The following is a 25399-nucleotide window of genomic DNA, read 5'->3' on the forward strand; positions in this document are numbered from 1 at the left end:
CTGGAGTCGTAAAAGTAAGTTTGCCACGTTCTCAGTTCTCATTATTATGTTCACTGCTCTCTAATACATCAAAACCGACATCATGATTCATGATCCCTAATTCAACACGTCCGGGTGCTGATTCGCTTGCTGCAACATCATAACTAAATGTATACGTGGTACTTGGTTTTAATGTCACGTATTGATGAACATTTTCACCATTTCTTGCTAAAGCAAAGTTATTTCCATTAACGGTTTGAAGTATGGGATTATTTGGCTCTTGGCCACTAGTGATCCAATGATCAAACCCGTCGTTAAAGTCACCATTATGGATATACAATTGTTGCTCAATGGCCTGTTTACTTGTACTAACGAAGTCAGTTGTTGATAGATTTGTTGCGAATGTCGAAACGGATCCTCCTAAACTTAAAAATACCATACCTGCTGCCATCACTGTTTTTAAATTACTTTTGATCATCTTGTCTCTCCTCACTCTATATTTTTATTTTTTGATTTTGTTTGTAAGATGCAGCCGTGTAGTCTGTCTGTATCTCACAAATTAATCATAACCGAGAAAATAGCGGTCGTGTAAACACTTTTTTCTATATAACATTCATCATTAGAAAAAAATGATAAAACAAATAGTTTTATGAGGTTGACTTTTATCTAAACTTCATTTATTAGCAACATAAGAAAAGATGGAGAGTTGTGGTGATAGCTCATACAAATGAAAACTTCCTCTTAGAAACAGGATAAAAGAATGAAATTTAAATAAGTTTCTACAAAAAATGTTCGCTCCACATCTGAATGATTGTCAGACATTCTTTTTTCTCTCAATGCTACGCCTTCTCTCTTCATTTTTTGTTTATTCAAACAGTACTTACTATTATAATCATATAGTTATTATGTAAATTGATGTCATTCGCATTAGATAGCCAAGACAACCGTCTTCCAATATCTAAAAAAACAGCCCCTTCATCTCTTACAATAATAGGAGGTGAGAGGGCTGTCTTATTTACAATAGAGTATCTATTATAGGTAGTATTTTTTAGCCACTGTTAAGTCATCATTTAATTCATAAACAAGTGGTTGACCTGTTGGGATTTCAAGATCCATGATGTCTTCGTCAGAGATACCTTCGATATGTTTAGCTAGAGCGCGTAATGAGTTACCGTGTGCAGCTACTAAAACAGTTTTGTTGTCTAGTAATGCTGGAGCAATTTCATCTTGCCAGAATGGCAAAGCACGTTCTAATGTCACTTTCAAGTTTTCGCCACCAGGAATATCGCGTTTGTCTAACATTGCGTAACGACGGTCGTTTGCTGCAGAACCTTCGTCAGTTTCTTCCATTAATGGAGGAAGAGTATCGTAAGAACGACGCCAGATGTGTACTTGTTCGTCGCCGTATTTTTCAGCTGTTTCTTTTTTGTTCAAACCTTGTAATTTACCATAGTGACGTTCGTTCAAGCGCCATGATTTGATTTGTGGTACCCAAAGTTGATCTGAATATTCTAAGATCAAGTTACATGTTTTGATTGCACGAGTTAAAACAGAAGTATAGGCAACATCAAATTCGATTCCAGCTTCTTTGATTTTGCGTCCGCCTTCTTTTGCTTCTTCGATTCCTTCTGGTGCTAGGTTTACATCAGCCCAACCAGTAAATTGGTTCAATGCATTCCATTCACTAAGACCGTGACGAGAAAAAACTAATTTTGGCATGTTTAGCTCTCCTTTAAGATAGGTTTATATTTCTGAAAATTTCAGTTCTGTTTTATTGTACAATTTTTTGGAAGAGATTTCCATCGAAAAATTGGATAAGATTCTATGAGAAAACGAGTAGAGAAGATAAAAAAACGAACAGCTGCGAAAGCACTGTTCGTTTTTAGGCATTAGATGCATAATTGCTCGATTTCTTTTTCAGGCAAATTGATATATTTATAACATGTTCCAACTGAAACACCGCATTTTGAAGAAATAAATTGGATTGTTTCTTTTTTTTCATAATAGAGACGTCGGATTTTTTTGATCGTTTTTGCATCGATTTTTGGTCTTCCGCCGATTTTTCCTTTTTTACGAGCTTCATCTAATCCAACTAATGTACGTTCTTTGATCAATGCGCACTCCATGTTTGCCAGGTTTTCCATCAATTGGAAATAGATTTTCCCCATTTCGCGCGTATCGATTCCTTCATCAATGCTAACCAAGTGCAGCCCGCGGTCTTTGAATAATTGCGTAAGTTCTGTTAATTGCCGTGTAGATTTGCCCAATCGATGAAGTTGGCAGACGACTAGTGCATCGCCTTGCTGCATGTCAGCAATCACTGACTCCAAATGAACAGCAGTAGCATCGTTTTGTTCCACTTCATATGTCTCATGGAAAATTTCTTGACAACCAAAGTCAGATAATTGTTCAACCTGAGTTGTTAAATCAACATCATTTATGGTTGTGCGTGCATAACCAATAATTTTCATGGTGATTCCTTTCTAGCAGTGATTTTCTAACTGGATATAACAGTAAAAATGTAGCATAAAGTACGTCAAAAAGATAGTTTTTTCGCAAATTTTCCGCTGTCTTTTTTTATTGGATGATCAAGCAATTTTTCTTTATTTATGGCGGATGGCATCAAGAATCTCAACACCTTTTTCTGAGCCAACAACAACTTTTGAAACCATATTTAGGAAAAGTCCATGTTCGACTACCCCAACAAGTTCATCTAAATAGGTAGCTAAGCTTTCTGGTTGTTCAATAACTTCTAGATGCAGATCAATGATATAATGACCACCATCTGTAGTTAGGACTTCGCCGTTTTCGTCTGTACGCAAAACAGGTTGGAATCCTTTTTCGTCAAAAATATGAAGTAGCTGTTGGGAGCCATAAGGGATGACTTCAACTGGGAGTGGGAACTTCCCAAGTTTATGGACTAATTTAGAAGAATCAACGATCCAAATCGTTTCTTTTGAGTACGTAGCGACTATTTTCTCGAAAAGCAAAGCAGCACCGCCGCCTTTTATCCCTTGAAAATCAGCACTGATTTCATCAGCACCATCTATCGTCAGATCGACTACTGGGACTTCATCGATACTCTTTAGCGGTATTCCTAATTTTTCCGCTTGTTCTTTTGTCGCATTTGAAGTAGTGACTCCTGTGATACGTAATCCTTCTTCACGCATACGGCGACCAATCTCTTCTACCATATAATAGGCGGTTGAACCGGTCCCGAGACCAACGATCATCCCGTCCTTTACGAATTTCGCGGCTTCAATGCCAGCTAATTGTTTTAAATTCATCTTTGCATCCACCTTTTTTTAGTTTGAGCTTCGTGCTTTCCTCACTATTTTAGCGTGATTTACGGCAAAAAGATACCATTCTTTTTTATTGCAATAAAGCTTTTTCAAAAAAAATTGCATCTCTTGTTGACATGTTTTTTCATTCGTGATATTCTAACAAAGGTGCTTTATCTACAGGTTTCTGTGAAGAAACGTGCTGACTGTTTATCAAAGCATATTTGATAAGGATGCAGACATTGCATTTATTTTTTATCGCAAAAAAAGAACCACCTGGATGTGTGGAACTAGACGCAAATCGTGGGAAGGAGGAAACAAGGAATGCCTACAATTAACCAATTAGTACGTAAACCTCGTAAATCAAAGGTGGAAAAATCTAATTCACCTGCTTTGAACAAAGGATATAACAGCTTTAAGAAAACTCAAACTAACGTAAACTCACCTCAAAAACGTGGGGTAGCAACTCGTGTGGGTACAATGACACCTAAAAAACCGAACTCAGCTTTACGTAAATATGCACGTGTTCGTTTGTCAAACTTAATTGAAGTTACTGCTTATATCCCAGGGATTGGTCATAACTTACAAGAACACAGTGTTGTATTATTACGCGGTGGTCGTGTAAAAGACTTACCAGGGGTACGTTACCATATCGTTCGCGGTGCTTTAGATACTGCTGGTGTTAACGACCGTAAACAAAGCCGTTCTAAATACGGAACTAAAAAACCTAAAGCTTAATTTTAATTATTAAACAAATGAAACTTGCTTCTATTATATAGAAGTAATTACTATGAACAATATTTCGGAAGGAGGAGTTACGGATGCCACGTAAAGGTCCTGTTGCAAAACGTGATGTTTTACCAGATCCTATTTATAACTCAAAATTAGTAACTCGCTTGATCAACCGTGTAATGGTTGACGGAAAACGCGGGATTGCAGCTAACATTATCTATAATGCCTTTGATTTGATCAAAGAATCTACAGGTAACGATCCATTAGAAGTGTTTGAACAAGCAATGAAAAACGTTCAACCTGTTCTTGAAGTTAAAGCACGTCGTGTTGGGGGTTCAAACTACCAAGTACCAGTTGAAGTTCGCCCTGAACGCCGCGTTACTCTAGGTCTTCGTTGGGTAGTAAACTACGCTCGCTTGCGCGGTGAACACACAATGGAAGAACGCTTAGCAAAAGAAATCATGGATGCTGCAAACAACACAGGTGCTTCTGTTAAAAAACGTGAAGACACTCATAAAATGGCTGATGCCAACCGTGCGTTTGCTCACTATCGCTGGTAAGATTCTCTCTGTTTGGTCGGCTTTTATAAGTCGACCTCAGATAGTGTCCTTATTTTTAGCAACTAGATAGTAAAGAGAGGAGAAACAAGGAGAATGACCAGAGAATTTTCTTTACAAAACACTCGTAATATCGGTATCATGGCCCACATCGATGCTGGTAAAACGACTGCTACTGAACGTATCTTGTACTATACTGGTAAAATCCATAAAATTGGTGAAACTCATGAAGGAGCTTCACAAATGGACTGGATGGAACAAGAACAAGAACGTGGTATTACGATCACTTCTGCTGCTACTACAGCACAATGGAAGGGTCATCGAATCAACATCATCGACACACCAGGACACGTAGACTTCACAGTTGAAGTTGAACGTTCATTGCGTGTACTTGATGGTGCTGTAACTGTTCTTGATGCACAATCAGGTGTTGAACCTCAAACTGAAACAGTTTGGCGTCAAGCAACAACTTACGGTGTACCTCGTATCGTATTTGCAAACAAAATGGACAAGATCGGTGCTGACTTCTTATATTCAGTATCAACTTTACATGACCGTTTGCAAGCAAACGCTCACCCAATCCAATTACCAATTGGTGCGGAAGACGACTTCACAGGAATTATCGACCTTGTAACAATGAAGGCTGAAATGTATACAAACGATCTTGGAACAGAGATCGAAGAAACAGAAATTCCTGAAGAATACCGCGAATTAGCTGAAGAATGGCGCGAAAAATTGGTTGAAGCTGTAGCTGAAACTGATGAAGAACTTACTTTGAAATACTTAGAAGGTGAAGAAATCACTGAAGCTGAGTTAAAAGAAGGTATCCGCCGCGCAACAGTTAACGTAGAATTCTACCCAGTACTATGTGGTTCAGCATTTAAGAACAAAGGGGTTCAATTACTATTGGACGCTGTTCTTGATTACTTGCCATCACCGTTAGATATCCCAGCTATCAAAGGGATTGACCCTAAAACTGATGAAGAAGTAGAACGTCCTGCAGACGACAGCGCTCCTTTCTCAGCTTTAGCATTTAAAGTTATGACTGACCCATTCGTAGGTCGTTTAACTTTCTTCCGTGTGTACTCTGGTGTTTTAAAATCAGGTTCATACGTACAAAACGCAACAAAAGGCAAACGCGAACGTGTTGGTCGTATCTTACAGATGCATGCCAACTCTCGTTCAGAAATCTCTGAAGTTTACGCTGGAGATATCGCTGCTGCTGTTGGTTTGAAAGACACAACTACTGGGGACACACTATGTGATGAAAAGAATCTAGTTATTCTTGAATCAATGGAATTCCCAGAACCAGTTATCCAAGTCGCTATTGAACCTAAATCAAAAGCTGACCAAGATAAAATGGGTGTGGCTTTACAAAAACTATCTGAAGAAGATCCTACTTTCCGTGCTGAAACAAACGTGGAAACAGGCGAAACAATCATCGCTGGTATGGGTGAACTTCACTTAGATATCATCGTTGACCGTATGCGTCGTGAATTCAAAGTTGAAGCTAACGTAGGTGCGCCTCAAGTATCTTACCGTGAAACTTTCCGTGCTGGCACTCAAGCCGAAGGTAAGTTTGTACGTCAGTCTGGTGGTAAAGGTCAATACGGTCACGTATGGATCGAATTTACACCAAACGAAGAAGGTGCTGGTTTCGAATTTGAAAATGCGATCGTCGGTGGGGTTGTTCCTCGTGAATACATTCCAGCTGTTGAAACTGGTTTGAAAGATGCTATGGAAAATGGTGTCTTAGCTGGCTATCCATTAGTAGATATCAAAGCTAAACTTTACGATGGTTCATACCATGATGTCGATTCAAATGAAACTGCCTTCCGTGTTGCTGCTTCTATGGCATTACGTGCAGCAGCTAAGAAAGCTAATCCAGTAATCCTTGAACCAATCATGGCTGTAGAAGTTGTTATCCCTGAAGATTACTTAGGTGATGTTATGGGCCACGTAACTGCTCGTCGTGGACGTGTTGAAGGTATGGAAGCTCGCGCTGGCGGCCAACAAGTTGTTCGTGCGATGGTTCCACTTGCTGAAATGTTTGGTTATGCTACAACTCTTCGTTCTGCTACTCAAGGTCGTGGTACATTTACAATGACATTTGACCACTACGAAGATGTACCAAAATCAGTACAAGAAGAAATCATTAAGAAAAACGGCGGAAAAGCTGAATAATTTCTTAAAACCGGATAGTCCTGCAAAGAGATTATCCAAAGAGACTATATTTTTAATATAGTTTCGTGTAAAATAATTATCGATGATATGGGCATGTGGTGTACCTTGTGTACATCATATACCTATCAGACAAATAAAAAATATATTGTATTTTTAGGAGGACATTTTAAAATGGCAAAAGAAAAATTTGACCGTTCTAAACCACACGTTAACATTGGTACTATCGGACACGTTGACCATGGTAAAACTACATTAACAGCTGCAATCACAACTGTACTATCTAAGAAAAACGGCGGCCAAGCTATGGCTTACGATCAAATCGATGGTGCTCCAGAAGAACGCGAACGCGGAATCACAATCTCAACAGCTCACGTTGAGTATGAAACAGATACACGCCACTACGCTCACGTTGACTGCCCAGGACACGCGGACTACGTTAAAAACATGATCACTGGTGCTGCTCAAATGGACGGAGCTATCTTGGTAGTTTCTGCTGCTGATGGCCCAATGCCTCAAACTCGTGAACACATCCTATTGTCTCGTCAAGTTGGTGTTCCTTACATCGTTGTATTCTTGAACAAAGTAGACATGGTTGATGACGAAGAATTACTAGAATTAGTTGAAATGGAAGTTCGTGACCTATTAACAGAATACGAATTCCCTGGTGACGATGTTCCTGTAGTTGCTGGATCAGCTTTGAAAGCTTTAGAAGGCGACGCTTCATACGAAGAAAAAATTCTTGAATTGATGGCTGCAGTTGACGAATACATCCCAACTCCAGAACGTGACAACGACAAACCATTCATGATGCCAGTTGAAGACGTGTTCTCAATCACTGGACGTGGTACTGTTGCTACAGGTCGTGTTGAACGTGGACAAGTTCGCGTTGGTGACGAAGTTGAAGTTGTTGGTATTGCTGAAGAAACTTCAAAAACAACAGTTACTGGTGTTGAAATGTTCCGTAAATTGTTAGACTACGCTGAAGCTGGAGACAACATTGGTGCTTTACTACGTGGTGTTGCACGTGAAGACATCCAACGTGGACAAGTTTTAGCTAAACCAGGTACAATCACACCTCATACAAAATTCTCTGCAGAAGTATATGTGTTGACAAAAGAAGAAGGTGGACGTCATACTCCATTCTTCACTAACTACCGTCCACAATTCTACTTCCGTACAACTGACGTAACAGGTGTTGTTGAATTACCAGAAGGAACTGAAATGGTTATGCCTGGCGACAACGTAACAATGGAAGTTGAATTAATCCACCCAATCGCTATCGAAAACGGTACTAAATTCTCAATCCGTGAAGGCGGACGTACAGTTGGTGCCGGTGTCGTTACAGAAATCAAAGCTTAATTGAATTAAGCAAAACTAAGCAACATTTATTCGGACGTAATCGCTCGGAATGAAGATCTCAGGATCTTTGTTCCGAGCTTTTTTATTTATTGCAGGATCAGGAAAGAAAAGACAGGGCATTATAATAGAAGGAACGCGAAATAAAAGAATCAGTGTTTTCTAAATGAAACTTTATGAAAACAAAATGTTTTTTACAAGAAAAAGCCTTGCGTTGTGAGTTTATATATATTATAATGACAAAGGTGCGTTTACTTTAGTGAATTGCACAGACGTAATCAGAATGATTTCGTCGGCTAAGAAACGAGAGGTTGCGACACGCCCGGACGCTTTGCCACGAACGAGCGTGACGGAAATTTTCGTGGAGCTATGTCTACTTTTCAAAATAGGCGAAGGAGGGAACAAGATGGCAAAACAAAAAATTCGTATCCGTTTAAAAGCGTATGAACACCGTATTTTAGATCAATCAGCGGATAAAATCGTGGAAACTGCAAAAAGAACTGGAGCTAGCGTGTCTGGTCCAATTCCATTACCAACTGAACGCAGTCTTTACACAATCATTCGTGCGACTCATAAATACAAAGATTCACGCGAACAATTCGAAATGCGTACACACAAACGTCTTATCGACATTGTGAACCCAACACCAAAAACTGTTGATGCTTTGATGAAGCTAGACTTACCATCTGGTGTAAACATCGAAATCAAATTATAAAACTAAAACAAAAATAATGGAGGTGTACTCATGACCAAAGGAATCTTAGGGAAAAAAGTGGGAATGACACAAATCTTCACTGAATCTGGTGAATTAATTCCAGTTACTGTTGTAGAAGCTACGCCAAACGTAGTACTACAAGTGAAAACAATGGAAACGGATGGCTACGAAGCTATTCAAGTTGGTTACCAAGATATGCGTGAAGTTTTATCAAACAAACCTGCGAAAGGTCATGTTGCAAAAGCAAACACGGCTCCTAAGCGCTTCATTCGTGAATTCAAAAATGTTGAGCTAGGAGAATATGAAGTAGGAAAAGAAATTACAGTAGATGTTTTCCAAGCAGGAGACATTATTGATGTAACAGGTACTACGAAAGGTAAAGGATTCCAAGGGGTTATCAAACGCCACGGACAAAGCCGCGGACCAATGGCTCACGGTTCTCGTTACCATCGTCGTCCTGGGTCAATGGGTCCAGTTGCACCTAACCGTGTATTCAAAAACAAACGTCTTGCTGGCCGTATGGGTGGCAACCGCGTAACTATCCAAAACTTGGAAGTTGTACGTGTAGATGCAGAAAGAAATGTTATCTTGATCAAAGGTAATGTTCCTGGAGCGAAAAAATCTTTAATCACTATCAAATCAGCTGTGAAAGCTAAATAATTGTAGGAAGAAAGGAGGAACTAAGGAATGCCGAATGTAGCATTATTCAAACAAGATGGAAGCCAAAACGGTGAAATCACACTTAACGAAGAAATCTTCGGAATTGAACCTAATGAAAGTGTTGTTTACGATGCAATCGTAATGCAACGTGCGTCATTAAGACAAGGAACACACGCGGTTAAAAACCGTAGCGCTGTTCGTGGCGGTGGACGTAAACCATGGCGTCAAAAAGGAACAGGTCGTGCACGTCAAGGATCTATCCGCTCACCACAATGGCGTGGAGGTGGCGTAGTCTTTGGACCAACACCACGTTCTTACAGCTACAAACTTCCTAAAAAAGTTCGTCGTTTAGCAATGAAATCTGTATTGTCAGAAAAAGTTGCTGAAAACAACTTGGTAGCAATCGAAGGCTTGAACTTCGACGCACCAAAAACAAAAGAATTCAAACAAGTTCTTGCTAACTTATCTATCGACTCTAAAGTATTGGTTGTTCTAGAAAAAGGTAACGACTTTGCTGCTTTATCAGCACGTAACTTACCAAACGTTTCTGTAGTAACTTCTGATAATGTGAGTGTGCTAGACGTTGTATCAAATACAAAAGTGTTAGCAACACAAACTGCTCTTACTCAAATTGAGGAGGTGCTTGCATAATGAACTTACTAGACGTAATCAAACGCCCAGTGATCACTGAAAAATCAATGCTTGCCATGGATGACAAGAAATACACTTTTGAAGTGGACACTCGCGCAAACAAAACTTTAGTAAAACAAGCGGTAGAAGCTGCTTTTGACGTTAAAGTCAAAAACGTGAACATCGTGAACGTACGTGCGAAATTCAAACGTATGGGCAAATATGCAGGATATACAAAAAAACGTCGCAAAGCGATCGTTACATTGACTGAAGATTCAAAAGAAATCCAATTATTCGAAGCTGCTGAATAAGCACTAATAGATAACTCATTAAATTAGGAGGGAAAAACGTGGCGATTAAAAAGTACAAACCTACCTCAAATGGTCGTCGTAACATGACAGGTTCTGATTTTGCTGAAATCACAACATCAACACCTGAAAAATCATTGTTACAACCATTGAAAAACCATGCTGGACGTAACAACAACGGCCGCATCACTGTACGTCATCAAGGTGGCGGACACAAACGCCAATATCGCGTGATCGACTTCAAACGTAACAAAGACAACGTTGTTGCAACTGTTCAAACGATCGAATATGATCCAAACCGTTCAGCTAACATCGCGTTAGTACACTATGAAGATGGAGTGAAAGCTTACATCTTAGCACCTAAAGGACTAGAAGTGGGTATGAAACTTGTTTCAGGTCCAGAAGCAGATATCAAAGTCGGAAATGCTCTTCCATTAGAAAACATTCCAGTTGGTACTGTTATCCACAACATTGAAATGAAACCTGGTAAAGGTGGACAATTGATCCGTTCTGCTGGTACAAGTGCTCAAGTACTTGGTAAAGAAGGCAAATACGTATTGATCCGCTTGAACTCTGGTGAAGTTCGTATGATCTTAGCTGCATGCCGCGCAACAATCGGTTCTGTAGGTAACGAACAACACGAATTAATCAATATCGGTAAAGCTGGACGCTCTCGTTGGATGCGTAAACGCCCAACTGTACGTGGTAGCGTAATGAACCCTAATGATCACCCACACGGTGGTGGTGAAGGTAAAGCTCCTATCGGACGTAAAGCACCAGTTTCTCCTTGGGGTCAACCAGCTCTTGGTTACAAAACTCGTAACAAAAAAGCTAAATCAGACAAACTTATTGTTCGTCGTCGCAAAAATAAATAATTACTTTGACCATGTGTCGCACATTTTGAGAGGAGGTTCACCATGGGTCGTAGTTTAAAGAAAGGACCTTTTGTCGATGAGCATTTAATGAAAAAAGTTGAAGCTCAAGCAGGGGTTGAAAAGAAAAAAGTTATCAAAACTTGGTCACGCCGTTCAACAGTTTTCCCAAGTTTTGTTGGATATACCATCGCAGTTTATGATGGACGTAAACATGTACCAGTTTACATCCAAGAAGACATGGTAGGACACAAATTAGGTGAATTTGCACCTACAAGAACTTATCGTGGACATGCTGCTGACGATAAGAAAACGAAACGCTAATTTGAGGGGAGGATAAATCCAAATGGCAGAACAAATCACATCAGCTAAAGCAACTGCAAAAACAGTTCGCACTTCACCTCGAAAAGCCCGTTTAGTAATTGACCTTATCAGAGGTAAAAGTGTCGCAGATGCAATTTCAATCTTGAAATTCACACCAAACAAATCTGCTGGAATCATTGAAAAAGTATTGATGTCAGCAGTTGCGAATGCAGAAAATAACTTTGACTTAGATGTTGAAAACTTGGTAGTAACCGAAGCTTTTGTTAACGAAGGACCTACAATGAAACGTTTCCGTCCTCGTGCAAAAGGATCAGCTTCTCCAATCAACAAACGTACAAGTCATATCACGGTAGTCGTATCAGAAAAATAAGGAGGGATAATCAGTGGGTCAAAAAGTACATCCAATTGGAATGCGTGTAGGCATCATCCGCGACTGGGATGCTAAATGGTATGCTGAAAAAGAGTATGCTGAGTTCTTACACGAAGATTTAAGAATCCGTAAATTTATTTCAACTAAACTTGCTGATGCTGCTGTATCAACAGTTGAAATCGAACGTGCAACAGGTCGCGTAAACATTTCAATTCACACAGCTAAACCAGGTATGGTTATTGGTAAAGGCGGTTCTGAAGTCGAAAGCCTAAGAAAAGAATTAAACAAATTAACTGGTAAAAGAATCCACATCAACATCGTGGAAATCAAAAAACCAGATCTAGATGCAAAATTAGTAGGTGAAGGAATCGCACGTCAATTAGAAAACCGTGTTGCTTTCCGTCGCGCTCAAAAACAAGCGATCCAACGCTCAATGCGTGCTGGCGCTCAAGGGATCAAAACTCAAGTATCTGGTCGTCTAAACGGAGCAGATATCGCTCGTTCAGAAGGATACTCAGAGGGAACTGTTCCTCTTCATACTTTACGTGCGGACATTGATTACGCATGGGAAGAAGCAGATACAACATACGGAAAACTAGGAGTTAAAGTGTGGATCTATCGTGGAGAAATTCTTCCAACTAAAAAAAACACTGAGAAAGGAGGGAAATAATCATGTTAGTACCTAAACGTGTAAAACACCGTCGTGAATTCCGCGGAAAAATGCGCGGGGAAGCTAAAGGCGGAAAAGAAGTAGCATTCGGTGAATACGGTTTGCAAGCTGTTGATTCACATTGGATCACAAACCGCCAAATCGAAGCTGCTCGTATCGCAATGACTCGTTACATGAAACGTGGTGGGAAAGTATGGATTAAAATTTTCCCTCACAAATCTTATACTGCCAAAGCAATTGGGGTACGTATGGGTTCTGGTAAAGGGGCACCTGAAGGATGGGTTGCACCAGTAAAACGTGGTAAAATCATGTTTGAAATCGCAGGCGTTCCTGAAGAAGTAGCTCGTGAAGCGTTACGTCTAGCTTCTCACAAATTACCAATGAAAACTAAGATCGTAAAACGTGAGGAAATGGGTGGTGAATCGAATGAAGGTTAAAGAAATCAGAGAATTAACCACTGCCGAAATGCTTGATCAAGAAAAACAATTAAAAGAAGAATTGTTTAATCTTAGATTCCAATTAGCAACAGGTCAATTAGAAAACACTGCACGTATTAAAGAAGTACGTAAATCGATTGCACGCATCAAAACTGTGTTGCGTGAACAAGCTAAGTAATTATGGAAGGAGGCCATTAAGCGTATGACTGAAGGAAGAAATCAACGCAAAGTTTATCAAGGTCGCGTGGTTTCAGACAAAATGGATAAAACAATTACCGTTGCTGTCGAAACAAAGAAAAACCACCCTATCTATGGCAAACGCATGAACTATTCTAAGAAATACAAAGTGCATGATGAAAACAACACAGCAAAAGTTGGCGACATCGTGAGAATTATGGAAACTCGTCCATTATCAGCTACAAAACGTTTCCGTTTGTTGGAAGTAGTCGAAGAAGCAGTTATTATCTAATAACACGAGATTTTCCTATATAGATTGAATGCAAAATCTGAAAGGAGGATACACAACGTGATCCAAGCAGAAAGTCGTTTAAAAGTCGCTGATAACTCAGGCGCACGTGAAATTTTGACGATCAAAGTCCTTGGTGGATCTGGTCGTAAAACTGCTAACATCGGTGATGTGATCGTTGCTACGGTTAAACAAGCAACGCCAGGTGGGGTTGTCAAAAAAGGTGACGTCGTTAAAGCCGTTATCGTTCGAACAAAATCAGGAGCTCGTCGTACAGACGGTTCATATATTAAATTTGATGAAAATGCTGCAGTGATTATTCGTGATGATAAAAGCCCTCGTGGAACACGTATCTTTGGGCCAGTTGCACGTGAACTACGTGAAAACAACTTCATGAAGATCGTTTCACTAGCACCAGAAGTTTTATAATCTTGAGACACTTATCAAAGGAGGTGCGAAACAGTTATGTTTGTTAAAAAAGGCGATAAAGTTAAAGTTATCACTGGAAAAGACAAAAACAAAGAAGGCGTTGTACTAGCAGCGTTCCCGAAAAAAGATAAAGTTATTGTCGAAGGTGTAAATGTCGTTAAAAAACACCAAAAACCTTCTCAAGCTGCTCCTCAAGGTGGAATTGTTGAGATGGAAGCGCCAATTCATGTTTCTAACGTGATGGTGGTTGACTCTACTGGTGTAGCTGGCCGAGTTGGCTACAAAGAAGTAGACGGCAAAAAAGTCCGTGTTTCTAAAAAAACCGGTGAAGTTTTAGATAAATAAAAGTTTAAGGAAGGAGGGTCTTACTGAATGAACCGCCTAAAAGAAAAATATCTTAAAGAAGTAACTCCATCATTGATGGAAAAATTTAACTATAGCTCTGTTATGCAAACACCTAAAGTTGAAAAAATCGTCATCAACATGGGTGTTGGTGATGCGGTATCAAACGCTAAAAACTTAGATAAAGCAGTTGAAGAATTAACTTTGATCACTGGTCAAAAACCAATGATTACAAAAGCTAAAAAATCAATCGCTGGATTCCGTTTACGTGAAGGAATGCCAATTGGTGCAAAAGTTACATTGCGCGGAGAAAGAATGTACGAATTCTTAGACAAATTGGTTTCAGTTTCACTACCACGTGTACGTGACTTCCATGGTGTAAGTAAAAAAGCCTTTGACGGTCGTGGAAACTATACTTTAGGTATTAAAGAACAATTGATCTTCCCAGAAGTAGATTATGATTTAGTAGATAAAGTACGTGGTATGGACATCGTTATTGTAACAACAGCAAACTCTGATGAAGAATCTCGTGAGTTGTTGACACAATTAGGCATGCCATTCCAAAAATAATTAAAGGAGGCGAACTACGTGGCTAAAAAATCAATGATTGCTAAAAACAAACGTCCTGCAAAATTTTCAACACAAGCTTATACTCGTTGCGAACGTTGCGGACGTCCACATTCAGTTTATCGTAAGTTCCATCTTTGCCGTATTTGCTTCCGCGAACTTGCCTATAAAGGTCAAATTCCCGGCGTGAAGAAAGCTAGCTGGTAAAAAGTAAATTCGCATAAGAAGGAGGTAAAAGATCAATGGTCATGACAGATCCAATTGCAGATTTTCTAACTCGTATCCGTAACGCAAACATGGTTAAACATGAGTCTTTAGAAGTACCTGCATCAAAAATTAAACGTGACATCGCTGAAATCTTGAAACGTGAAGGTTTCGTTCGTGATGTTGAATACATCGAAGATGACAAACAAGGCGTGATCCGTGTTTTCCTAAAATTTGGTAAAAACGGCGAACGTGTTATCACAAACTTAAAACGTATCTCTAAACCAGGTTTGCGTGCTTATGTCAAAGCTGACGAAGTACCAAAAGTATTGAACGGTTTAGGTATCGCAATCATTTCGACTTCTGAAGGTGTTGTCACTGATAAAGAAGCTCGTGAAAAAAATATCGGCGGCGAAGTTATCGCTTACGTATGGTAATCAAGTAGAATCTACAAGGAGGTGTCTTTAAGTGAGCCGTATCGGAAATAAAGTCGTTGTGATCCCTGAAGGAGTAACAGTTACTCAAGAAGGAAACAACGTTACAGTTAAAGGACCAAAAGGTGAATTGACTCGTACTTTCTCAGCAGATATCAAAATGAATATCGAAGGAAACGAAGTGACTTTCACTCGTCCAAACGACAGTAAAGAAATGAAAACAATTCATGGAACAACTCGTGCGAACTTCAACAACATGGTTGTAGGTGTCAGCGAAGGATTCCAAAAAGCGTTAGAACTAATCGGGGTTGGGTACCGTGCACAATTACAAGGATCAAAACTTGTATTGAACGTTGGTTACTCACATCCAGTAGAAATCACACCACCAGCTGGAGTAACTGTTGAAGTACCAGCTAACACACAAGTAATTGTTAAAGGTGCGAACAAAGAAGAAGTTGGCGAATTAGCTGCAAATATTCGCGGAACTCGTCCTCCAGAACCTTATAAAGGTAAAGGTATTCGTTATGTTGGCGAATATGTACGCCGTAAAGAAGGTAAAACTGGTAAATAATCGTTTAGAAAAATTGCATAGAAGCCAGCAGCAGGAAAAAGGTATTTGGCTGAAGTTTACCTTCAAAAAAATAAATTTCTACTTGTGCCGCAGCTTCTATTTTTCGAAACGTATTTACTGCTTGAAATAGTAGTACAATAAAATAAAGAGGTGACAATTGTGATTACAAAACCAGATAAGAACAAAACACGTCAAAAGAGACATCGTCGTGTACGTAACAATATCTCTGGTACTGCTGAGCGCCCACGCTTGAACGTTTTTCGTTCTAACAAAAACATCTACGCTCAAATTATTGATGACGTAGCGGGTGTAACGCTAGCAAGTGCCTCTACCTTGGATAAAGAAATCTCAGGTGGAACAAAAACAGAAGCAGCACAAGCTGTCGGTAAACTAGTTGCTGAACGTGCAGCTGAAAAAGGCATTAAAGTAGTAGTCTTTGACCGTGGTGGATACCTTTACCATGGCCGTGTGCAAGCTTTAGCTGAAGCAGCTCGCGAAAATGGACTAGAATTTTAGAAGAAGGAGGAATACCATTCATGGTTTATATCGATCCAAAACATTTGGAATTAGAAGACCGCGTTGTTGCAATTAACCGTGTAACAAAAGTTGTTAAAGGTGGACGTCGTCTACGTTTTGCTGCTTTAGTTGTTGTCGGTGACAAAAACGGACACGTAGGATTTGGTACAGGTAAAGCTCAAGAAGTTCCTGAAGCAATCCGTAAAGCAATTGAAGATGCGAAGAAAAACTTAGTTGAAGTACCTATGGTTGGTTCAACAATCCCACACGAAGTAATCGGTGCTTTTAGTGGTGGTAGAATCCTAATGAAACCTGCTGTAGAAGGTTCTGGGGTTGCTGCTGGCGGACCAGTTCGTGCCGTATTAGAATTAGCTGGGGTAGCAGATATCACTTCTAAATCTTTAGGCTCAAATACACCAATCAACGTTGTTCGCGCAACAGTTGAAGGTTTGAAACAATTGAAACGTGCAGAAGAAGTTGCAGAACTTCGCGGCAAATCAGTTGAAGAATTAATCGGATAAGGAGGACAACAATAATGGCTGAATTAAAAGTTACTTTAAAACGCAGTATTATCGGACGTCCTCAAAACCAACGCGATACAGTTAAAGCGTTAGGTCTTACAAAGATTAACAGTTCAGTGGTTAAGCCTTCTAATGAAGCAATTAAAGGCATGATCAATACTGTTTCTCACCTAGTGGACGTTGAAGAAGTTTAATTAAAAAAAATCAGAACTAGAACATTAAGGAGGTGCCAAACCTATGAAACTTCATGAATTAAAACCTGCTGAAGGTTCACGCCAAGTACGTAACCGTGTTGGTCGTGGTACTTCATCTGGTAACGGAAAAACTGCCGGACGCGGACAAAAAGGACAAAAAGCCCGTTCAGGCGGTGGTGTGCGTTTAGGATTTGAAGGGGGACAAACACCATTGTTCCGTCGTTTACCAAAACGAGGATTCACAAACGTGAACCGTAAAGACTATGCAGTCATCAATCTTGATGTATTGAACCGCTTTGAAGACGGAGCTGAAGTAACTCCTGTTGCTTTAGTTGAAGCTGGAATCGTGAAAAACGAAAAAGCTGGAATCAAAGTATTAGCTAACGGGGAACTAAACAAGAAATTAACTGTGAAAGCAGCAAAATTCTCTAAAGCAGCTCAAGAAGCAATTGAAGCGGCTGGTGGATCAATCGAGGTGATCTAATGTTTAGACTATTAAAAGATGCTTTTAAAGTAAAAGACATTAGATCGAAAATCCTATTTACTGTATTTGTGTTGTTTGTATTTCGCCTAGGTGCACATATCACTGTACCAGGCGTAAATGCTGCTTCATTGCAAAACCTTTCTTCTTTGCCATTTTTCAACATGTTGAACTTGGTAAGTGGTAGTGCGATGCAAAACTTCTCCATTTTCTCAATGGGGGTTTCACCATACATTACTGCTTCTATCGTCATTCAGCTTCTTCAAATGGACATCGTGCCTCGATTTGTTGAATGGTCGAAACAAGGGGAAGTGGGTCGTAAAAAATTGAATCAAGCCACTCGATATCTGACATTAGTATTGGCATTTATCCAATCTGTCGGTATCACTGCTGGATTCAACCAATACGCTCAATTAGGTTTCGTGAATAATCCTAACGTAGCAACTTACGTAACGATCGGTTTGATTCTAACAGCCGGTACGATGTTTGTTACTTGGCTAGGAGAACAGATCACAGAAAAAGGTATCGGAAATGGCGTATCAATGATCATTTTTGCAGGTATCATTTCTAGATTGCCTGAAAGTATCAGAGAAATTTATGAAGATTACTTTATAAATATCGATCCTTCAGACATATGGAAATCTGCTATTTTTGTGGCCATTTTATTAGTAGCGGTCTTATTGATCGTGACATTCGTAACATTTTTCCAACAAGCTGAACGCAAGATCCCGATCCAATATACGAAACGTGTCGCTGGCGCGCCTACAAGCAGCTATCTGCCGTTGAAAGTAAATGCAGCTGGAGTTATTCCAGTTATCTTTGCTAGTTCGTTTATTGCTACGCCAAATGCTGTTTTACAAGCATTGAGTGGTAGATTCGGTTCTGAAAACTGGTATAAAGTGATGATGGAGATCTTTAACTATAATACAGCACCTGGTGCTACGATTTATACGATTCTGATCGTTGCCTTCACTTTCTTCTACGCCTTTGTACAAGTAAACCCTGAGAAATTAGCGGAAAACTTGCAAAAGCAAGGAAGTTATATACCAAGCGTACGCCCTGGTAAGGGGACTGAAGAGTATGTCTCAAGATTACTGATGCGTTTAAGTACAGTTGGTGCAGTCTTCCTTGGTTTAGTGGCATTACTTCCAATCATTGCTCAAATGGTTTGGGATCTTCCACAATCAATCGGATTAGGCGGTACAAGCTTACTGATCGTTATCGGTGTAGCTTTAGAAACTGCGAAACAGTTAGAAGGCTTAATGCTGAAACGTAAATATGTTGGATTCATTGAGTAAGAAAGCGTGTTGAGGTTCTTCCTCAACACACGTTCTCACACATTTATTAGGAGGGAAAACAATGAACCTCATTTTAATGGGGCTGCCAGGCGCAGGTAAAGGAACACAAGCTGAAAAAATCATTGACGCTTATGGTATTCCGCACATCTCAACAGGAGATATGTTCCGCGCAGCGATGCAAAACGAAACAGCTCTTGGCCTGGAAGCAAAGTCTTATATGGATAAAGGTGCATTAGTTCCTGATGAAGTAACAAATGGAATCGTGAAAGAGCGACTAGCTGAACCAGATACAGAGAAAGGCTTCTTATTAGACGGCTTTCCACGTACACTAGATCAAGCAAAAGCTCTGGACGCAATGCTAAAAGATTTGAATAAAAAAATTGATGCTGTCATCGATATCCATGTTGGTGAAGAAATCTTGGTCGAACGTCTAGCCGGCCGATTTATCTGCAGCAATTGTGGAGCAACTTACCATAAAATTTTCAACCCTACAAAAGTTGAAGACACATGTGATCGTTGCGGTGGGCATGAATTCTATCAAAGAGAAGATGATAAACCTGAGACGGTTAAAAATCGTCTGGCTATCAACATCAAAAATAGTGAACCAATCTTGGCTTATTATAAAGAACAAGGTTTGCTAAACACTATTGATGGTGCTCGTGAAATCGATGCTGTATTTGCAGATGTACAAAAAATCATTGAAAAATAGCACGATTGCCCGTAGCCGACTTGCATTATGCAGTTACTCTTGTCAAGTTCAATAAATTATGATAGAATATGTCAGTCCGACTTCTAGAGAATCCTCTAGATGATCCATTTTGAGAATTTTGAGGTGGGAACTGCAGTTTCCGCCATTTTATCGTGTGAAAATGCGAAACAAGTACAAGGAGGTACTGTGCGTGGCAAAAGAAGATATGATTGAAGTCGAAGGTACAGTCGTCGAAACTTTGCCGAATGCAATGTTTAAAGTTGAACTAGAAAACGGACACCAAGTTCTTGCTACTGTTTCAGGTAAAATTCGTATGCATTACATCCGTATCTTACCTGGTGACAAAGTAACGGTTGAATTGTCTCCATACGATCTTAACCGTGGCCGTATTACTTATCGCTTTAAATAATTGTACTCCGTAAAACTACAGGAGGTATTATCATGAAAGTAAGACCATCAGTAAAACCAATGTGCGAACATTGTAAAGTAATTCGTCGTAAAGGACGCGTTATGGTGATTTGCCCAGCAAATCCAAAACATAAACAACGTCAAGGATAATTGGAGGTGCTATAAATATGGCTCGTATTGCAGGAGTAGATATTCCTCGTGATAAACGTGTGGTAGTTTCACTTACTTATATCTATGGTATTGGTAACACTACTGCTAAAAAGATCTTAGCTGATGCTGGTGTATCTGAAGATGTTCGCGTTCGTGAATTAACGAATGAACAAACAGATGCTATCCGTGCAGAAGTAGATAAATTAAAAGTTGAAGGGGATCTTCGTCGTGAAGTGAACTTGAACATCAAACGTTTGATGGAAATCGGTTCTTACCGTGGAATCCGTCATCGCCGTGGATTGCCTGTTCGTGGACAAAACACGAAAAACAATGCACGTACTCGTAAAGGCCCAGCTCGCGCTATCGCTGGCAAGAAAAAATAATTCTTAAGTGAAGGAGGTTAAAACTTCATGGCAGCAAAAAAAGTGAATCGTAAACGCCGTGTGAAGAAGAATATAGAAGCAGGTATTGCACATATCCATTCTACATTCAATAACACTATCATCATGATCACTGATACTCACGGAAATGCATTAGCGTGGTCATCAGCTGGTTCATTAGGTTTCAAAGGAAGCAAAAAATCAACTCCTTTTGCCGCTCAAATGGCAGCAGAAACTGCTACAAAAGCAGCAATGGAACACGGATTAAAGACTGTTGAAGTAACAGTTAAAGGACCTGGTTCTGGACGTGAAGCAGCAATTCGTTCATTACAAGCTACAGGTTTAGAAGTGACTGCAATTCGTGACGTGACTCCAGTTCCTCATAATGGTGCCCGCCCTCCAAAACGCCGTCGTGTTTAATGAGTGCCGCTCATTTTGAGTTTTATCAGTAACGTCATTGAACAAGACACTTTTCGTTTTGAAAGGGGTAAAGATAAGAATGATTGAGTTCGAAAAACCAAGAATCGCAAAAATTGATGAAGAAAAAGATTATGGCAAGTTCATCGTTGAACCTCTTGAAAGAGGGTATGGGACTACTTTAGGGAATTCCCTACGTCGTATTTTATTATCTTCTTTGCCAGGTGCTGCCATCACTAATATTCAAATCGATGGTGTACTGCATGAATTCTCTACCATCAAAGGTGTTAGAGAAGACGTCACTCAAATCATCTTGAACATTAAAGGCTTAGCGCTGAAAATGTATGGCCAAGAAGAAAAAACCCTTGAAATCGATATTACCGGACCTGCTACAGTAACTGCTGGCGATATTATCGTTGATAGTGATGTAGAAATTCTTAACAAAGATATGTACATCTGTAGTGTCTCTGAAGGAGCTACGTTCCATGCTCGCTTAACAGTGAAACCTGGACGTGGTTATGTTCAAGCAGATGAAAATAAAAAAGAAGATATGCCAATTGGCGTTCTTCCAGTCGATTCAATCTACACACCTGTTCGTCGTGTGAACTATCAAGTTGAGAACACACGTGTTGGACACCGTGAAGATTTTGATAAATTGACGATGGAGATTTGGACAGATGGTTCAATCGAACCGTTAGAAGCAATGAGTTTATCTGCGAAAATCATGACTGAACATTTGGATATTTTTGTGAACTTAACTGATGAAGCAAAAAATGCTGAAATCATGGTCGAAAAAGAAGAAACACAAAAAGAAAAAATGTTGGAAATGACGATCGAAGAGTTAGACTTGTCTGTTCGCTCTTACAATTGTTTGAAACGTGCAGGAATCAATACTGTACAAGAACTTACAAATAAATCTGAGCCTGAAATGATCAAAGTCCGTAACTTAGGACGTAAATCATTAGAAGAAGTTAAAGCAAAATTGCACGACTTAGGTTTAGGTTTACGTAAAGAAGATTAAAACCTTTTACGAAGGAGGGAAACCAACGTGAGTTATCGTAAACTAGGACGCACATCTAGCCAACGTAAAGCGATGTTGCGTGATTTAACAACTGATTTATTAATCAACGAACGTATTGTGACTACTGAAGCTCGTGCGAAAGAAGTTCGCTCAACTGCAGAAAAAATGATCACTTTAGGTAAACGCGGAGATTTGCATGCACGTCGTCAAGCTGCGGCTTTCGTACGTAATGAAGTTGCCAGCGTGCGTGAAGAAAATGAGGACATCGTCATTGAATCAGCTTTACAAAAACTATTCAACGATATTGCACCTCGTTACGCAGAACGTCAAGGCGGATACACACGCATTTTGAAGACAGAACCAAGACGCGGTGATGGTGCACCAATGGTTGTCTTAGAACTTGTCTAAAATCACACTAATAACATCACTTTATAGATGATTCTTTTAGAGTGTTATGATGTTGGAAGATATTTTTCCGAGTCTAGCTCAGCGCTGCTCCTCAAGCGAATATCGCTTGGGGAGTAAGCACTCATCATAAAGTGTTTTTTTATACCTTCAATTAACTGTCATGACAGCTCTGCTTGAAGGCATAAAAAAACATTTTAAGCGAGAAATAATTGAAAATTTTGTCTTTTTTTGATAGTGTTAGTAGGAACTTTAGGATGAAGAAGGAGTAATCATGGAGCCAATTATTGAATTAGAGAAAATAAATTACAAATACCAGCCAGATGATCTTCGCCCCGCATTGAAAGATGTCTCCTTTACAATTGATAAAGGTGAGTGGATCGCTATTATTGGACACAACGGTTCAGGAAAATCGACACTTGCCAAAACAATCAATGGGCTACTTCTGCCAGAATCAGGGGTCGTGAAAGTCGGAAATCAAGTATTGGATGAAGAAAACATTTGGACGATCCGGCAAATGGTTGGAATGGTTTTTCAAAATCCAGACAATCAGTTCGTTGGTTCGACAGTAGAAGATGACGTTGCGTTTGGTCTTGAAAATCAAGGGATTCCCAGAGAAGAAATGCTGATACGTGTGAAAGATGCACTTGAGAAAGTTAGAATGGCTGAGTTTGCTACACGCGAGCCTGCTCGTTTATCAGGAGGACAAAAACAACGTGTTGCTATTGCCGGCGTGGTTGCCTTACGACCTGATATCATTATTTTAGATGAAGCGACAAGTATGCTAGATCCAGAAGGCCGTGAAGAAGTGATTTCTACGATCAAGAAGATCAAAGAAGAAAGTCAATTGACCGTTATATCTATCACTCATGATATTGATGAGGCAGCTAATGCTAATCGGATACTAGTGATGAGGCAAGGAGAACTTGTCCGCGAAGGTACACCAAAAGAAATCTTTTCTGCAGGTCCTGAACTGATCGATTTAGGTCTAGATCTACCATTTCCTGAAAAACTGAAGCGTGCACTGAAAGAACGTGGGGTAGATGTGCCAAGTGAATATATGACAGAAGAAAGGATGGTGGATTGGTTATGGACATCCGTTTTGAACAAGTAGACTTCACTTATCAGCCGAATACACCATTTGAACAACGAGCCTTATTTGACATCAATATGACGATCAAAGAAAACAGTTATACTGCATTAGTAGGGCATACCGGAAGCGGGAAATCAACTTTACTCCAACATTTGAATGCGCTTGTTAAGCCAACAAGCGGTACCGTCCATATTGGAGAACGCGACATTCAGCCAGATACGGATAATAAAAATCTAAAGCCTATCCGAAAAAAAGTCGGCATCGTCTTTCAGTTTCCAGAAGCACAGCTATTCGAAGAAACAGTGGCAAAAGATATTACCTTCGGCCCTAAAAACTTTGGTGTCAGTGAAGAAGAAGCGCTGATACTAGCAAAAGAAACATTAGAACAAGTTGGACTGGATGAAAGCTATTTGGAACGTTCACCATTTGAACTTTCAGGAGGGCAAATGCGTAGAGTAGCAATCGCTGGTGTGCTTGCCATGAAGCCTGAAGTACTTGTATTGGATGAACCAACGGCAGGACTTGATCCTCAGGGCAGAAAAGAAATGATGGAGATGTTTTGGCGTCTTCATAAGGAACAACAGATTACTATTGTTTTAGTGACGCATTTAATGGATGATGTAGCTAATTTTGCAGACTATGTCTATGTACTGGAGAAGGGGCGAATCGTTAATAGCGGGCAGCCCAAAGAGGTTTTTCAAAACATCGAATGGCTAAAAGAAAAACAGTTAGGTGTACCTACTGCCACAGAATTTGCAGAAGAATTAATGGCTAAAGGGATGGACTTCACTACCTTACCTTTGACAGCTGAAGAATTAGCAGACGCCATCATCCATTCTGCTGGAGGAAATGCCCATGATGAATAAATTGATATTTGGTCGTTATATGCCAGGAGATTCCTTGATCCATCGATTGGATCCCCGAGCCAAATTATTAGCCAGTTTTTATTTTATTGGTATCATTTTTTTAGCAAATAATTGGGAAACATATCTTGTATTGGCAGTTTTCACATTATTTTCTGTCTTTTTATCAAAAGTAGACTTGAAATTTTTTATCCGAGGTATTCGCCCATTGATTTGGCTGATCCTCTTTACTGTAGCTTTGCAAGTCTTGTTTACTAGTGGCGGAGAAACTTATTGGAGTTGGGGTGTTTTCCATATCACTGAATTTGGTGTGATGAACGGTCTCTTTATTTTCTGCCGATTCGTGTTGATTATTTTTATGTCGACGCTACTCACGCTTACTACACCGCCTTTGGAATTATCTGATGCGATTGAGTACTTGCTTCGTCCATTGAAAGCCGTACGGTTCCCAGTCCACGAAATTTCTTTGATGCTGTCGATTGCGCTTCGTTTTGTGCCTACATTGATGGATGAAACAGAAAAGATCATGAACGCTCAGCGCGCGCGTGGTGTTGACTTTGGTGAAGGCAATCTAGTTCAGAAAATGAAAGCAGTCATTCCTTTGCTGATTCCTTTATTTGTCAGCAGTTTCAACCGAGCGGAAGATCTTGCGACCGCTATGGAAGCAAGGGGCTACAAGGGCGGGGAAGGAAGAACGAAATATCGTGTCTTGCATTGGCATAATAGAGACACGATGGTTATCATTGCTTTTATATTATTAACCGTGCTGCTGATCTTTTTAAGAGGATAAACGTTCAGTGGACCGCTGTCTATCCTTTTCTTGCTAATCTATTTGCAAGAAAAGATGCGAACAGT

General features: G+C 39.9%; 40 protein-coding genes. 36 read left to right on the top strand and 4 right to left on the bottom strand.

The genetic code is table 11. The annotated features are described in order from the left end of the window. Positions 1-31 precede the first annotated feature (31 nt). The 4 genes from RWU19_RS09365 to rpiA form a co-directional block, all read right to left on the bottom strand. The gene (locus RWU19_RS09365) at positions 32-457 is read right to left on the bottom strand and encodes a carbohydrate binding domain-containing protein (RefSeq protein WP_260241338.1); all 426 of its coding nucleotides are present in this window, start codon (positions 455-457) and stop codon (positions 32-34) included. 554 nt (positions 458-1011) lie between these two features. Further along, positions 1012-1698, bottom strand: coding sequence for a 2,3-diphosphoglycerate-dependent phosphoglycerate mutase (gene gpmA / locus RWU19_RS09370; RefSeq protein WP_002294321.1), 687 nt, complete (start codon positions 1696-1698; stop codon positions 1012-1014). A gap of 170 nt (positions 1699-1868) precedes the next feature. Beyond that, positions 1869-2450, bottom strand: a complete 582-nt coding sequence (locus RWU19_RS09375; protein ID WP_002315503.1) for a recombinase family protein — start codon at positions 2448-2450, stop codon at positions 1869-1871. Between the two features lie 132 nt (positions 2451-2582). Continuing rightward, on the bottom strand, positions 2583-3266 hold the full coding sequence (rpiA, locus tag RWU19_RS09380; protein ID WP_002309842.1) for a ribose-5-phosphate isomerase RpiA: 684 nt from the start codon (positions 3264-3266) through the stop codon (positions 2583-2585). 318 nt (positions 3267-3584) lie between these two features. On the opposite strand from rpiA, the gene rpsL reads away from it, so the two are divergent. The 36 genes from rpsL (at position 3585) to RWU19_RS09560 (ending at position 25334) form a co-directional block, all read left to right on the top strand. Then, positions 3585-3998: a 30S ribosomal protein S12 gene (gene rpsL, locus RWU19_RS09385; RefSeq protein ID WP_002294318.1), complete on the top strand. Its 414-nt coding sequence runs from the start codon at positions 3585-3587 to the stop codon at positions 3996-3998. An 83-nt stretch (positions 3999-4081) separates the two neighbouring features. Continuing rightward, positions 4082-4552 carry a 30S ribosomal protein S7 gene (gene rpsG / locus RWU19_RS09390; protein WP_002290440.1) on the top strand — a complete coding sequence of 157 codons (471 nt, stop codon included), beginning with the start codon at positions 4082-4084 and terminating at the stop codon, positions 4550-4552. A gap of 93 nt (positions 4553-4645) precedes the next feature. After that, positions 4646-6733 (top strand): elongation factor G, encoded by a 2088-nt coding sequence (gene fusA, locus RWU19_RS09395; RefSeq protein ID WP_002309841.1) that lies wholly within the window; start codon positions 4646-4648, stop codon positions 6731-6733. A gap of 171 nt (positions 6734-6904) precedes the next feature. Beyond that, positions 6905-8092, top strand: coding sequence for an elongation factor Tu (gene tuf, locus RWU19_RS09400; RefSeq protein ID WP_002290442.1), 1188 nt, complete (start codon positions 6905-6907; stop codon positions 8090-8092). Positions 8093-8495: 403 nt separating this feature from the next. Further along, complete coding sequence (gene rpsJ / locus RWU19_RS09405) at positions 8496-8804, top strand: 30S ribosomal protein S10 (RefSeq protein ID WP_002290443.1); 309 nt, start codon at positions 8496-8498, stop codon at positions 8802-8804. Between the two features lie 30 nt (positions 8805-8834). Then, positions 8835-9464: a 50S ribosomal protein L3 gene (gene rplC, locus RWU19_RS09410; RefSeq protein ID WP_002290445.1), complete on the top strand. Its 630-nt coding sequence runs from the start codon at positions 8835-8837 to the stop codon at positions 9462-9464. A gap of 27 nt (positions 9465-9491) precedes the next feature. Further along, positions 9492-10115, top strand: coding sequence for a 50S ribosomal protein L4 (gene rplD / locus RWU19_RS09415; protein WP_002290446.1), 624 nt, complete (start codon positions 9492-9494; stop codon positions 10113-10115). Next, on the top strand, positions 10115-10405 hold the full coding sequence (gene rplW / locus RWU19_RS09420) for a 50S ribosomal protein L23 (RefSeq protein ID WP_002290449.1): 291 nt from the start codon (positions 10115-10117) through the stop codon (positions 10403-10405). Before rplD ends, rplW begins: the two co-directional genes overlap by 1 nt. Positions 10406-10443: 38 nt before the next feature. Next, positions 10444-11277 (top strand): 50S ribosomal protein L2, encoded by an 834-nt coding sequence (gene rplB / locus RWU19_RS09425; RefSeq protein ID WP_002290451.1) that lies wholly within the window; start codon positions 10444-10446, stop codon positions 11275-11277. Positions 11278-11319: 42 nt separating this feature from the next. Continuing rightward, the gene (gene rpsS, locus RWU19_RS09430; RefSeq protein WP_002288655.1) at positions 11320-11598 is read left to right on the top strand and encodes a 30S ribosomal protein S19; all 279 of its coding nucleotides are present in this window, start codon (positions 11320-11322) and stop codon (positions 11596-11598) included. A gap of 22 nt (positions 11599-11620) precedes the next feature. Then, positions 11621-11968, top strand: a complete 348-nt coding sequence (rplV, locus tag RWU19_RS09435) for a 50S ribosomal protein L22 (RefSeq protein WP_002290452.1) — start codon at positions 11621-11623, stop codon at positions 11966-11968. Positions 11969-11981: 13 nt separating this feature from the next. Beyond that, complete coding sequence (rpsC, locus tag RWU19_RS09440) at positions 11982-12638, top strand: 30S ribosomal protein S3 (RefSeq protein WP_002288659.1); 657 nt, start codon at positions 11982-11984, stop codon at positions 12636-12638. A 2-nt stretch (positions 12639-12640) separates the two neighbouring features. Next, the gene (gene rplP / locus RWU19_RS09445; RefSeq protein ID WP_002288661.1) at positions 12641-13075 is read left to right on the top strand and encodes a 50S ribosomal protein L16; all 435 of its coding nucleotides are present in this window, start codon (positions 12641-12643) and stop codon (positions 13073-13075) included. After that, complete coding sequence (gene rpmC, locus RWU19_RS09450) at positions 13065-13253, top strand: 50S ribosomal protein L29 (RefSeq protein WP_002288664.1); 189 nt, start codon at positions 13065-13067, stop codon at positions 13251-13253. The genes rplP and rpmC overlap by 11 nt, the downstream gene beginning before the upstream one ends. A 24-nt stretch (positions 13254-13277) precedes the next feature. Further along, entirely contained in the window at positions 13278-13544 is a 267-nt protein-coding gene (gene rpsQ, locus RWU19_RS09455; RefSeq protein ID WP_002288668.1) for a 30S ribosomal protein S17, read from the top strand. 57 nt (positions 13545-13601) lie between these two features. Then, on the top strand, positions 13602-13970 hold the full coding sequence (gene rplN, locus RWU19_RS09460) for a 50S ribosomal protein L14 (RefSeq protein WP_002288669.1): 369 nt from the start codon (positions 13602-13604) through the stop codon (positions 13968-13970). Between the two features lie 36 nt (positions 13971-14006). After that, positions 14007-14315, top strand: coding sequence for a 50S ribosomal protein L24 (gene rplX, locus RWU19_RS09465; RefSeq protein ID WP_002288670.1), 309 nt, complete (start codon positions 14007-14009; stop codon positions 14313-14315). Positions 14316-14342: 27 nt separating this feature from the next. Then, positions 14343-14882: a 50S ribosomal protein L5 gene (gene rplE / locus RWU19_RS09470; protein WP_002288671.1), complete on the top strand. Its 540-nt coding sequence runs from the start codon at positions 14343-14345 to the stop codon at positions 14880-14882. 18 nt (positions 14883-14900) lie between these two features. Then, positions 14901-15086 carry a type Z 30S ribosomal protein S14 gene (locus RWU19_RS09475; protein ID WP_002288673.1) on the top strand — a complete coding sequence of 62 codons (186 nt, stop codon included), beginning with the start codon at positions 14901-14903 and terminating at the stop codon, positions 15084-15086. Between the two features lie 35 nt (positions 15087-15121). Continuing rightward, complete coding sequence (gene rpsH, locus RWU19_RS09480; protein ID WP_002288675.1) at positions 15122-15520, top strand: 30S ribosomal protein S8; 399 nt, start codon at positions 15122-15124, stop codon at positions 15518-15520. A gap of 31 nt (positions 15521-15551) precedes the next feature. Next, the gene (rplF, locus tag RWU19_RS09485) at positions 15552-16088 is read left to right on the top strand and encodes a 50S ribosomal protein L6 (protein WP_002309839.1); all 537 of its coding nucleotides are present in this window, start codon (positions 15552-15554) and stop codon (positions 16086-16088) included. Positions 16089-16247: 159 nt separating this feature from the next. Then, positions 16248-16604, top strand: coding sequence for a 50S ribosomal protein L18 (gene rplR, locus RWU19_RS09490; protein WP_002288679.1), 357 nt, complete (start codon positions 16248-16250; stop codon positions 16602-16604). 20 nt (positions 16605-16624) lie between these two features. Then, positions 16625-17125, top strand: coding sequence for a 30S ribosomal protein S5 (gene rpsE, locus RWU19_RS09495; protein ID WP_002288681.1), 501 nt, complete (start codon positions 16625-16627; stop codon positions 17123-17125). 14 nt (positions 17126-17139) lie between these two features. Next, positions 17140-17319 (top strand): 50S ribosomal protein L30, encoded by a 180-nt coding sequence (rpmD, locus tag RWU19_RS09500; protein ID WP_002290455.1) that lies wholly within the window; start codon positions 17140-17142, stop codon positions 17317-17319. 43 nt (positions 17320-17362) lie between these two features. Next, positions 17363-17803: a 50S ribosomal protein L15 gene (gene rplO, locus RWU19_RS09505; protein WP_002288687.1), complete on the top strand. Its 441-nt coding sequence runs from the start codon at positions 17363-17365 to the stop codon at positions 17801-17803. Continuing rightward, a complete protein-coding gene (gene secY, locus RWU19_RS09510) occupies positions 17803-19098 on the top strand; it encodes a preprotein translocase subunit SecY (protein WP_002288688.1) in 1296 nt (431 codons plus the stop codon). Before rplO ends, secY begins: the two co-directional genes overlap by 1 nt. 61 nt (positions 19099-19159) lie before the next feature. Then, on the top strand, positions 19160-19807 hold the full coding sequence (locus tag RWU19_RS09515) for an adenylate kinase (RefSeq protein ID WP_002288690.1): 648 nt from the start codon (positions 19160-19162) through the stop codon (positions 19805-19807). 190 nt (positions 19808-19997) lie between these two features. Further along, positions 19998-20216 carry a translation initiation factor IF-1 gene (gene infA, locus RWU19_RS09520; protein ID WP_002288695.1) on the top strand — a complete coding sequence of 73 codons (219 nt, stop codon included), beginning with the start codon at positions 19998-20000 and terminating at the stop codon, positions 20214-20216. Between the two features lie 32 nt (positions 20217-20248). Continuing rightward, positions 20249-20365 carry a 50S ribosomal protein L36 gene (gene rpmJ / locus RWU19_RS09525; protein ID WP_002288710.1) on the top strand — a complete coding sequence of 39 codons (117 nt, stop codon included), beginning with the start codon at positions 20249-20251 and terminating at the stop codon, positions 20363-20365. Between the two features lie 17 nt (positions 20366-20382). Beyond that, a complete protein-coding gene (gene rpsM / locus RWU19_RS09530; protein WP_002288713.1) occupies positions 20383-20748 on the top strand; it encodes a 30S ribosomal protein S13 in 366 nt (121 codons plus the stop codon). A gap of 27 nt (positions 20749-20775) precedes the next feature. After that, the gene (gene rpsK, locus RWU19_RS09535) at positions 20776-21165 is read left to right on the top strand and encodes a 30S ribosomal protein S11 (RefSeq protein ID WP_002288714.1); all 390 of its coding nucleotides are present in this window, start codon (positions 20776-20778) and stop codon (positions 21163-21165) included. Positions 21166-21244: 79 nt separating this feature from the next. Next, positions 21245-22183 carry a DNA-directed RNA polymerase subunit alpha gene (locus RWU19_RS09540; RefSeq protein WP_002288715.1) on the top strand — a complete coding sequence of 313 codons (939 nt, stop codon included), beginning with the start codon at positions 21245-21247 and terminating at the stop codon, positions 22181-22183. 27 nt (positions 22184-22210) lie between these two features. Beyond that, positions 22211-22591 carry a 50S ribosomal protein L17 gene (gene rplQ, locus RWU19_RS09545; RefSeq protein ID WP_002288716.1) on the top strand — a complete coding sequence of 127 codons (381 nt, stop codon included), beginning with the start codon at positions 22211-22213 and terminating at the stop codon, positions 22589-22591. Positions 22592-22862: 271 nt separating this feature from the next. Beyond that, positions 22863-23702 carry an energy-coupling factor ABC transporter ATP-binding protein gene (locus RWU19_RS09550; protein WP_002290456.1) on the top strand — a complete coding sequence of 280 codons (840 nt, stop codon included), beginning with the start codon at positions 22863-22865 and terminating at the stop codon, positions 23700-23702. Next, positions 23678-24547, top strand: coding sequence for an energy-coupling factor ABC transporter ATP-binding protein (locus tag RWU19_RS09555; RefSeq protein ID WP_316002459.1), 870 nt, complete (start codon positions 23678-23680; stop codon positions 24545-24547). The genes RWU19_RS09550 and RWU19_RS09555 overlap by 25 nt, the downstream gene beginning before the upstream one ends. Continuing rightward, positions 24537-25334 (top strand): energy-coupling factor transporter transmembrane component T family protein, encoded by a 798-nt coding sequence (locus RWU19_RS09560; protein ID WP_002315505.1) that lies wholly within the window; start codon positions 24537-24539, stop codon positions 25332-25334. The genes RWU19_RS09555 and RWU19_RS09560 overlap by 11 nt, the downstream gene beginning before the upstream one ends. Positions 25335-25399 lie beyond the last annotated feature (65 nt).

Origin of the sequence: Enterococcus sp. 2STP, assembly GCF_032465635.1 — a bacterium.
Lineage (GTDB): Bacteria > Bacillota > Bacilli > Lactobacillales > Enterococcaceae > Enterococcus_B > Enterococcus_B lactis.

Excerpts from the sequence above, each read along its gene's own strand:
- rpsJ (WP_002290443.1), top strand. The coding sequence starts at position 8,496 with ATGGCAAAACAAAAAATTCGTATCCGTTTAAAAGCGTATGAACACCGT.
- gpmA (WP_002294321.1), bottom strand. The coding sequence starts at position 1,698 with ATGCCAAAATTAGTTTTTTCTCGTCACGGTCTTAGTGAATGGAATGCA.
- rplE (WP_002288671.1), top strand. The coding sequence starts at position 14,343 with ATGAACCGCCTAAAAGAAAAATATCTTAAAGAAGTAACTCCATCATTG.
- rpsQ (WP_002288668.1), top strand. The coding sequence starts at position 13,278 with ATGACTGAAGGAAGAAATCAACGCAAAGTTTATCAAGGTCGCGTGGTT.
- rpmD (WP_002290455.1), top strand. The coding sequence starts at position 17,140 with ATGGCTGAATTAAAAGTTACTTTAAAACGCAGTATTATCGGACGTCCT.
- rplW (WP_002290449.1), top strand. The coding sequence starts at position 10,115 with ATGAACTTACTAGACGTAATCAAACGCCCAGTGATCACTGAAAAATCA.
- fusA (WP_002309841.1), top strand. The coding sequence starts at position 4,646 with ATGACCAGAGAATTTTCTTTACAAAACACTCGTAATATCGGTATCATG.
- RWU19_RS09540 (WP_002288715.1), top strand. The coding sequence starts at position 21,245 with ATGATTGAGTTCGAAAAACCAAGAATCGCAAAAATTGATGAAGAAAAA.
- tuf (WP_002290442.1), top strand. The coding sequence starts at position 6,905 with ATGGCAAAAGAAAAATTTGACCGTTCTAAACCACACGTTAACATTGGT.
- RWU19_RS09515 (WP_002288690.1), top strand. The coding sequence starts at position 19,160 with ATGAACCTCATTTTAATGGGGCTGCCAGGCGCAGGTAAAGGAACACAA.
- rpiA (WP_002309842.1), bottom strand. The coding sequence starts at position 3,266 with ATGAATTTAAAACAATTAGCTGGCATTGAAGCCGCGAAATTCGTAAAG.
- RWU19_RS09560 (WP_002315505.1), top strand. The coding sequence starts at position 24,537 with ATGATGAATAAATTGATATTTGGTCGTTATATGCCAGGAGATTCCTTG.
- rpmJ (WP_002288710.1), top strand. The coding sequence starts at position 20,249 with ATGAAAGTAAGACCATCAGTAAAACCAATGTGCGAACATTGTAAAGTA.
- rpsM (WP_002288713.1), top strand. The coding sequence starts at position 20,383 with ATGGCTCGTATTGCAGGAGTAGATATTCCTCGTGATAAACGTGTGGTA.
- secY (WP_002288688.1), top strand. The coding sequence starts at position 17,803 with ATGTTTAGACTATTAAAAGATGCTTTTAAAGTAAAAGACATTAGATCG.
- rplD (WP_002290446.1), top strand. The coding sequence starts at position 9,492 with ATGCCGAATGTAGCATTATTCAAACAAGATGGAAGCCAAAACGGTGAA.
- rplX (WP_002288670.1), top strand. The coding sequence starts at position 14,007 with ATGTTTGTTAAAAAAGGCGATAAAGTTAAAGTTATCACTGGAAAAGAC.
- rplV (WP_002290452.1), top strand. The coding sequence starts at position 11,621 with ATGGCAGAACAAATCACATCAGCTAAAGCAACTGCAAAAACAGTTCGC.
- RWU19_RS09555 (WP_316002459.1), top strand. The coding sequence starts at position 23,678 with ATGGACATCCGTTTTGAACAAGTAGACTTCACTTATCAGCCGAATACA.
- rpmC (WP_002288664.1), top strand. The coding sequence starts at position 13,065 with ATGAAGGTTAAAGAAATCAGAGAATTAACCACTGCCGAAATGCTTGAT.
- rpsL (WP_002294318.1), top strand. The coding sequence starts at position 3,585 with ATGCCTACAATTAACCAATTAGTACGTAAACCTCGTAAATCAAAGGTG.
- RWU19_RS09365 (WP_260241338.1), bottom strand. The coding sequence starts at position 457 with ATGATCAAAAGTAATTTAAAAACAGTGATGGCAGCAGGTATGGTATTT.
- rpsS (WP_002288655.1), top strand. The coding sequence starts at position 11,320 with ATGGGTCGTAGTTTAAAGAAAGGACCTTTTGTCGATGAGCATTTAATG.
- rpsG (WP_002290440.1), top strand. The coding sequence starts at position 4,082 with ATGCCACGTAAAGGTCCTGTTGCAAAACGTGATGTTTTACCAGATCCT.
- RWU19_RS09375 (WP_002315503.1), bottom strand. The coding sequence starts at position 2,450 with ATGAAAATTATTGGTTATGCACGCACAACCATAAATGATGTTGATTTA.
- rpsK (WP_002288714.1), top strand. The coding sequence starts at position 20,776 with ATGGCAGCAAAAAAAGTGAATCGTAAACGCCGTGTGAAGAAGAATATA.
- rpsE (WP_002288681.1), top strand. The coding sequence starts at position 16,625 with ATGGTTTATATCGATCCAAAACATTTGGAATTAGAAGACCGCGTTGTT.
- rplO (WP_002288687.1), top strand. The coding sequence starts at position 17,363 with ATGAAACTTCATGAATTAAAACCTGCTGAAGGTTCACGCCAAGTACGT.
- rpsH (WP_002288675.1), top strand. The coding sequence starts at position 15,122 with ATGGTCATGACAGATCCAATTGCAGATTTTCTAACTCGTATCCGTAAC.
- rplP (WP_002288661.1), top strand. The coding sequence starts at position 12,641 with ATGTTAGTACCTAAACGTGTAAAACACCGTCGTGAATTCCGCGGAAAA.
- RWU19_RS09550 (WP_002290456.1), top strand. The coding sequence starts at position 22,863 with ATGGAGCCAATTATTGAATTAGAGAAAATAAATTACAAATACCAGCCA.
- rplC (WP_002290445.1), top strand. The coding sequence starts at position 8,835 with ATGACCAAAGGAATCTTAGGGAAAAAAGTGGGAATGACACAAATCTTC.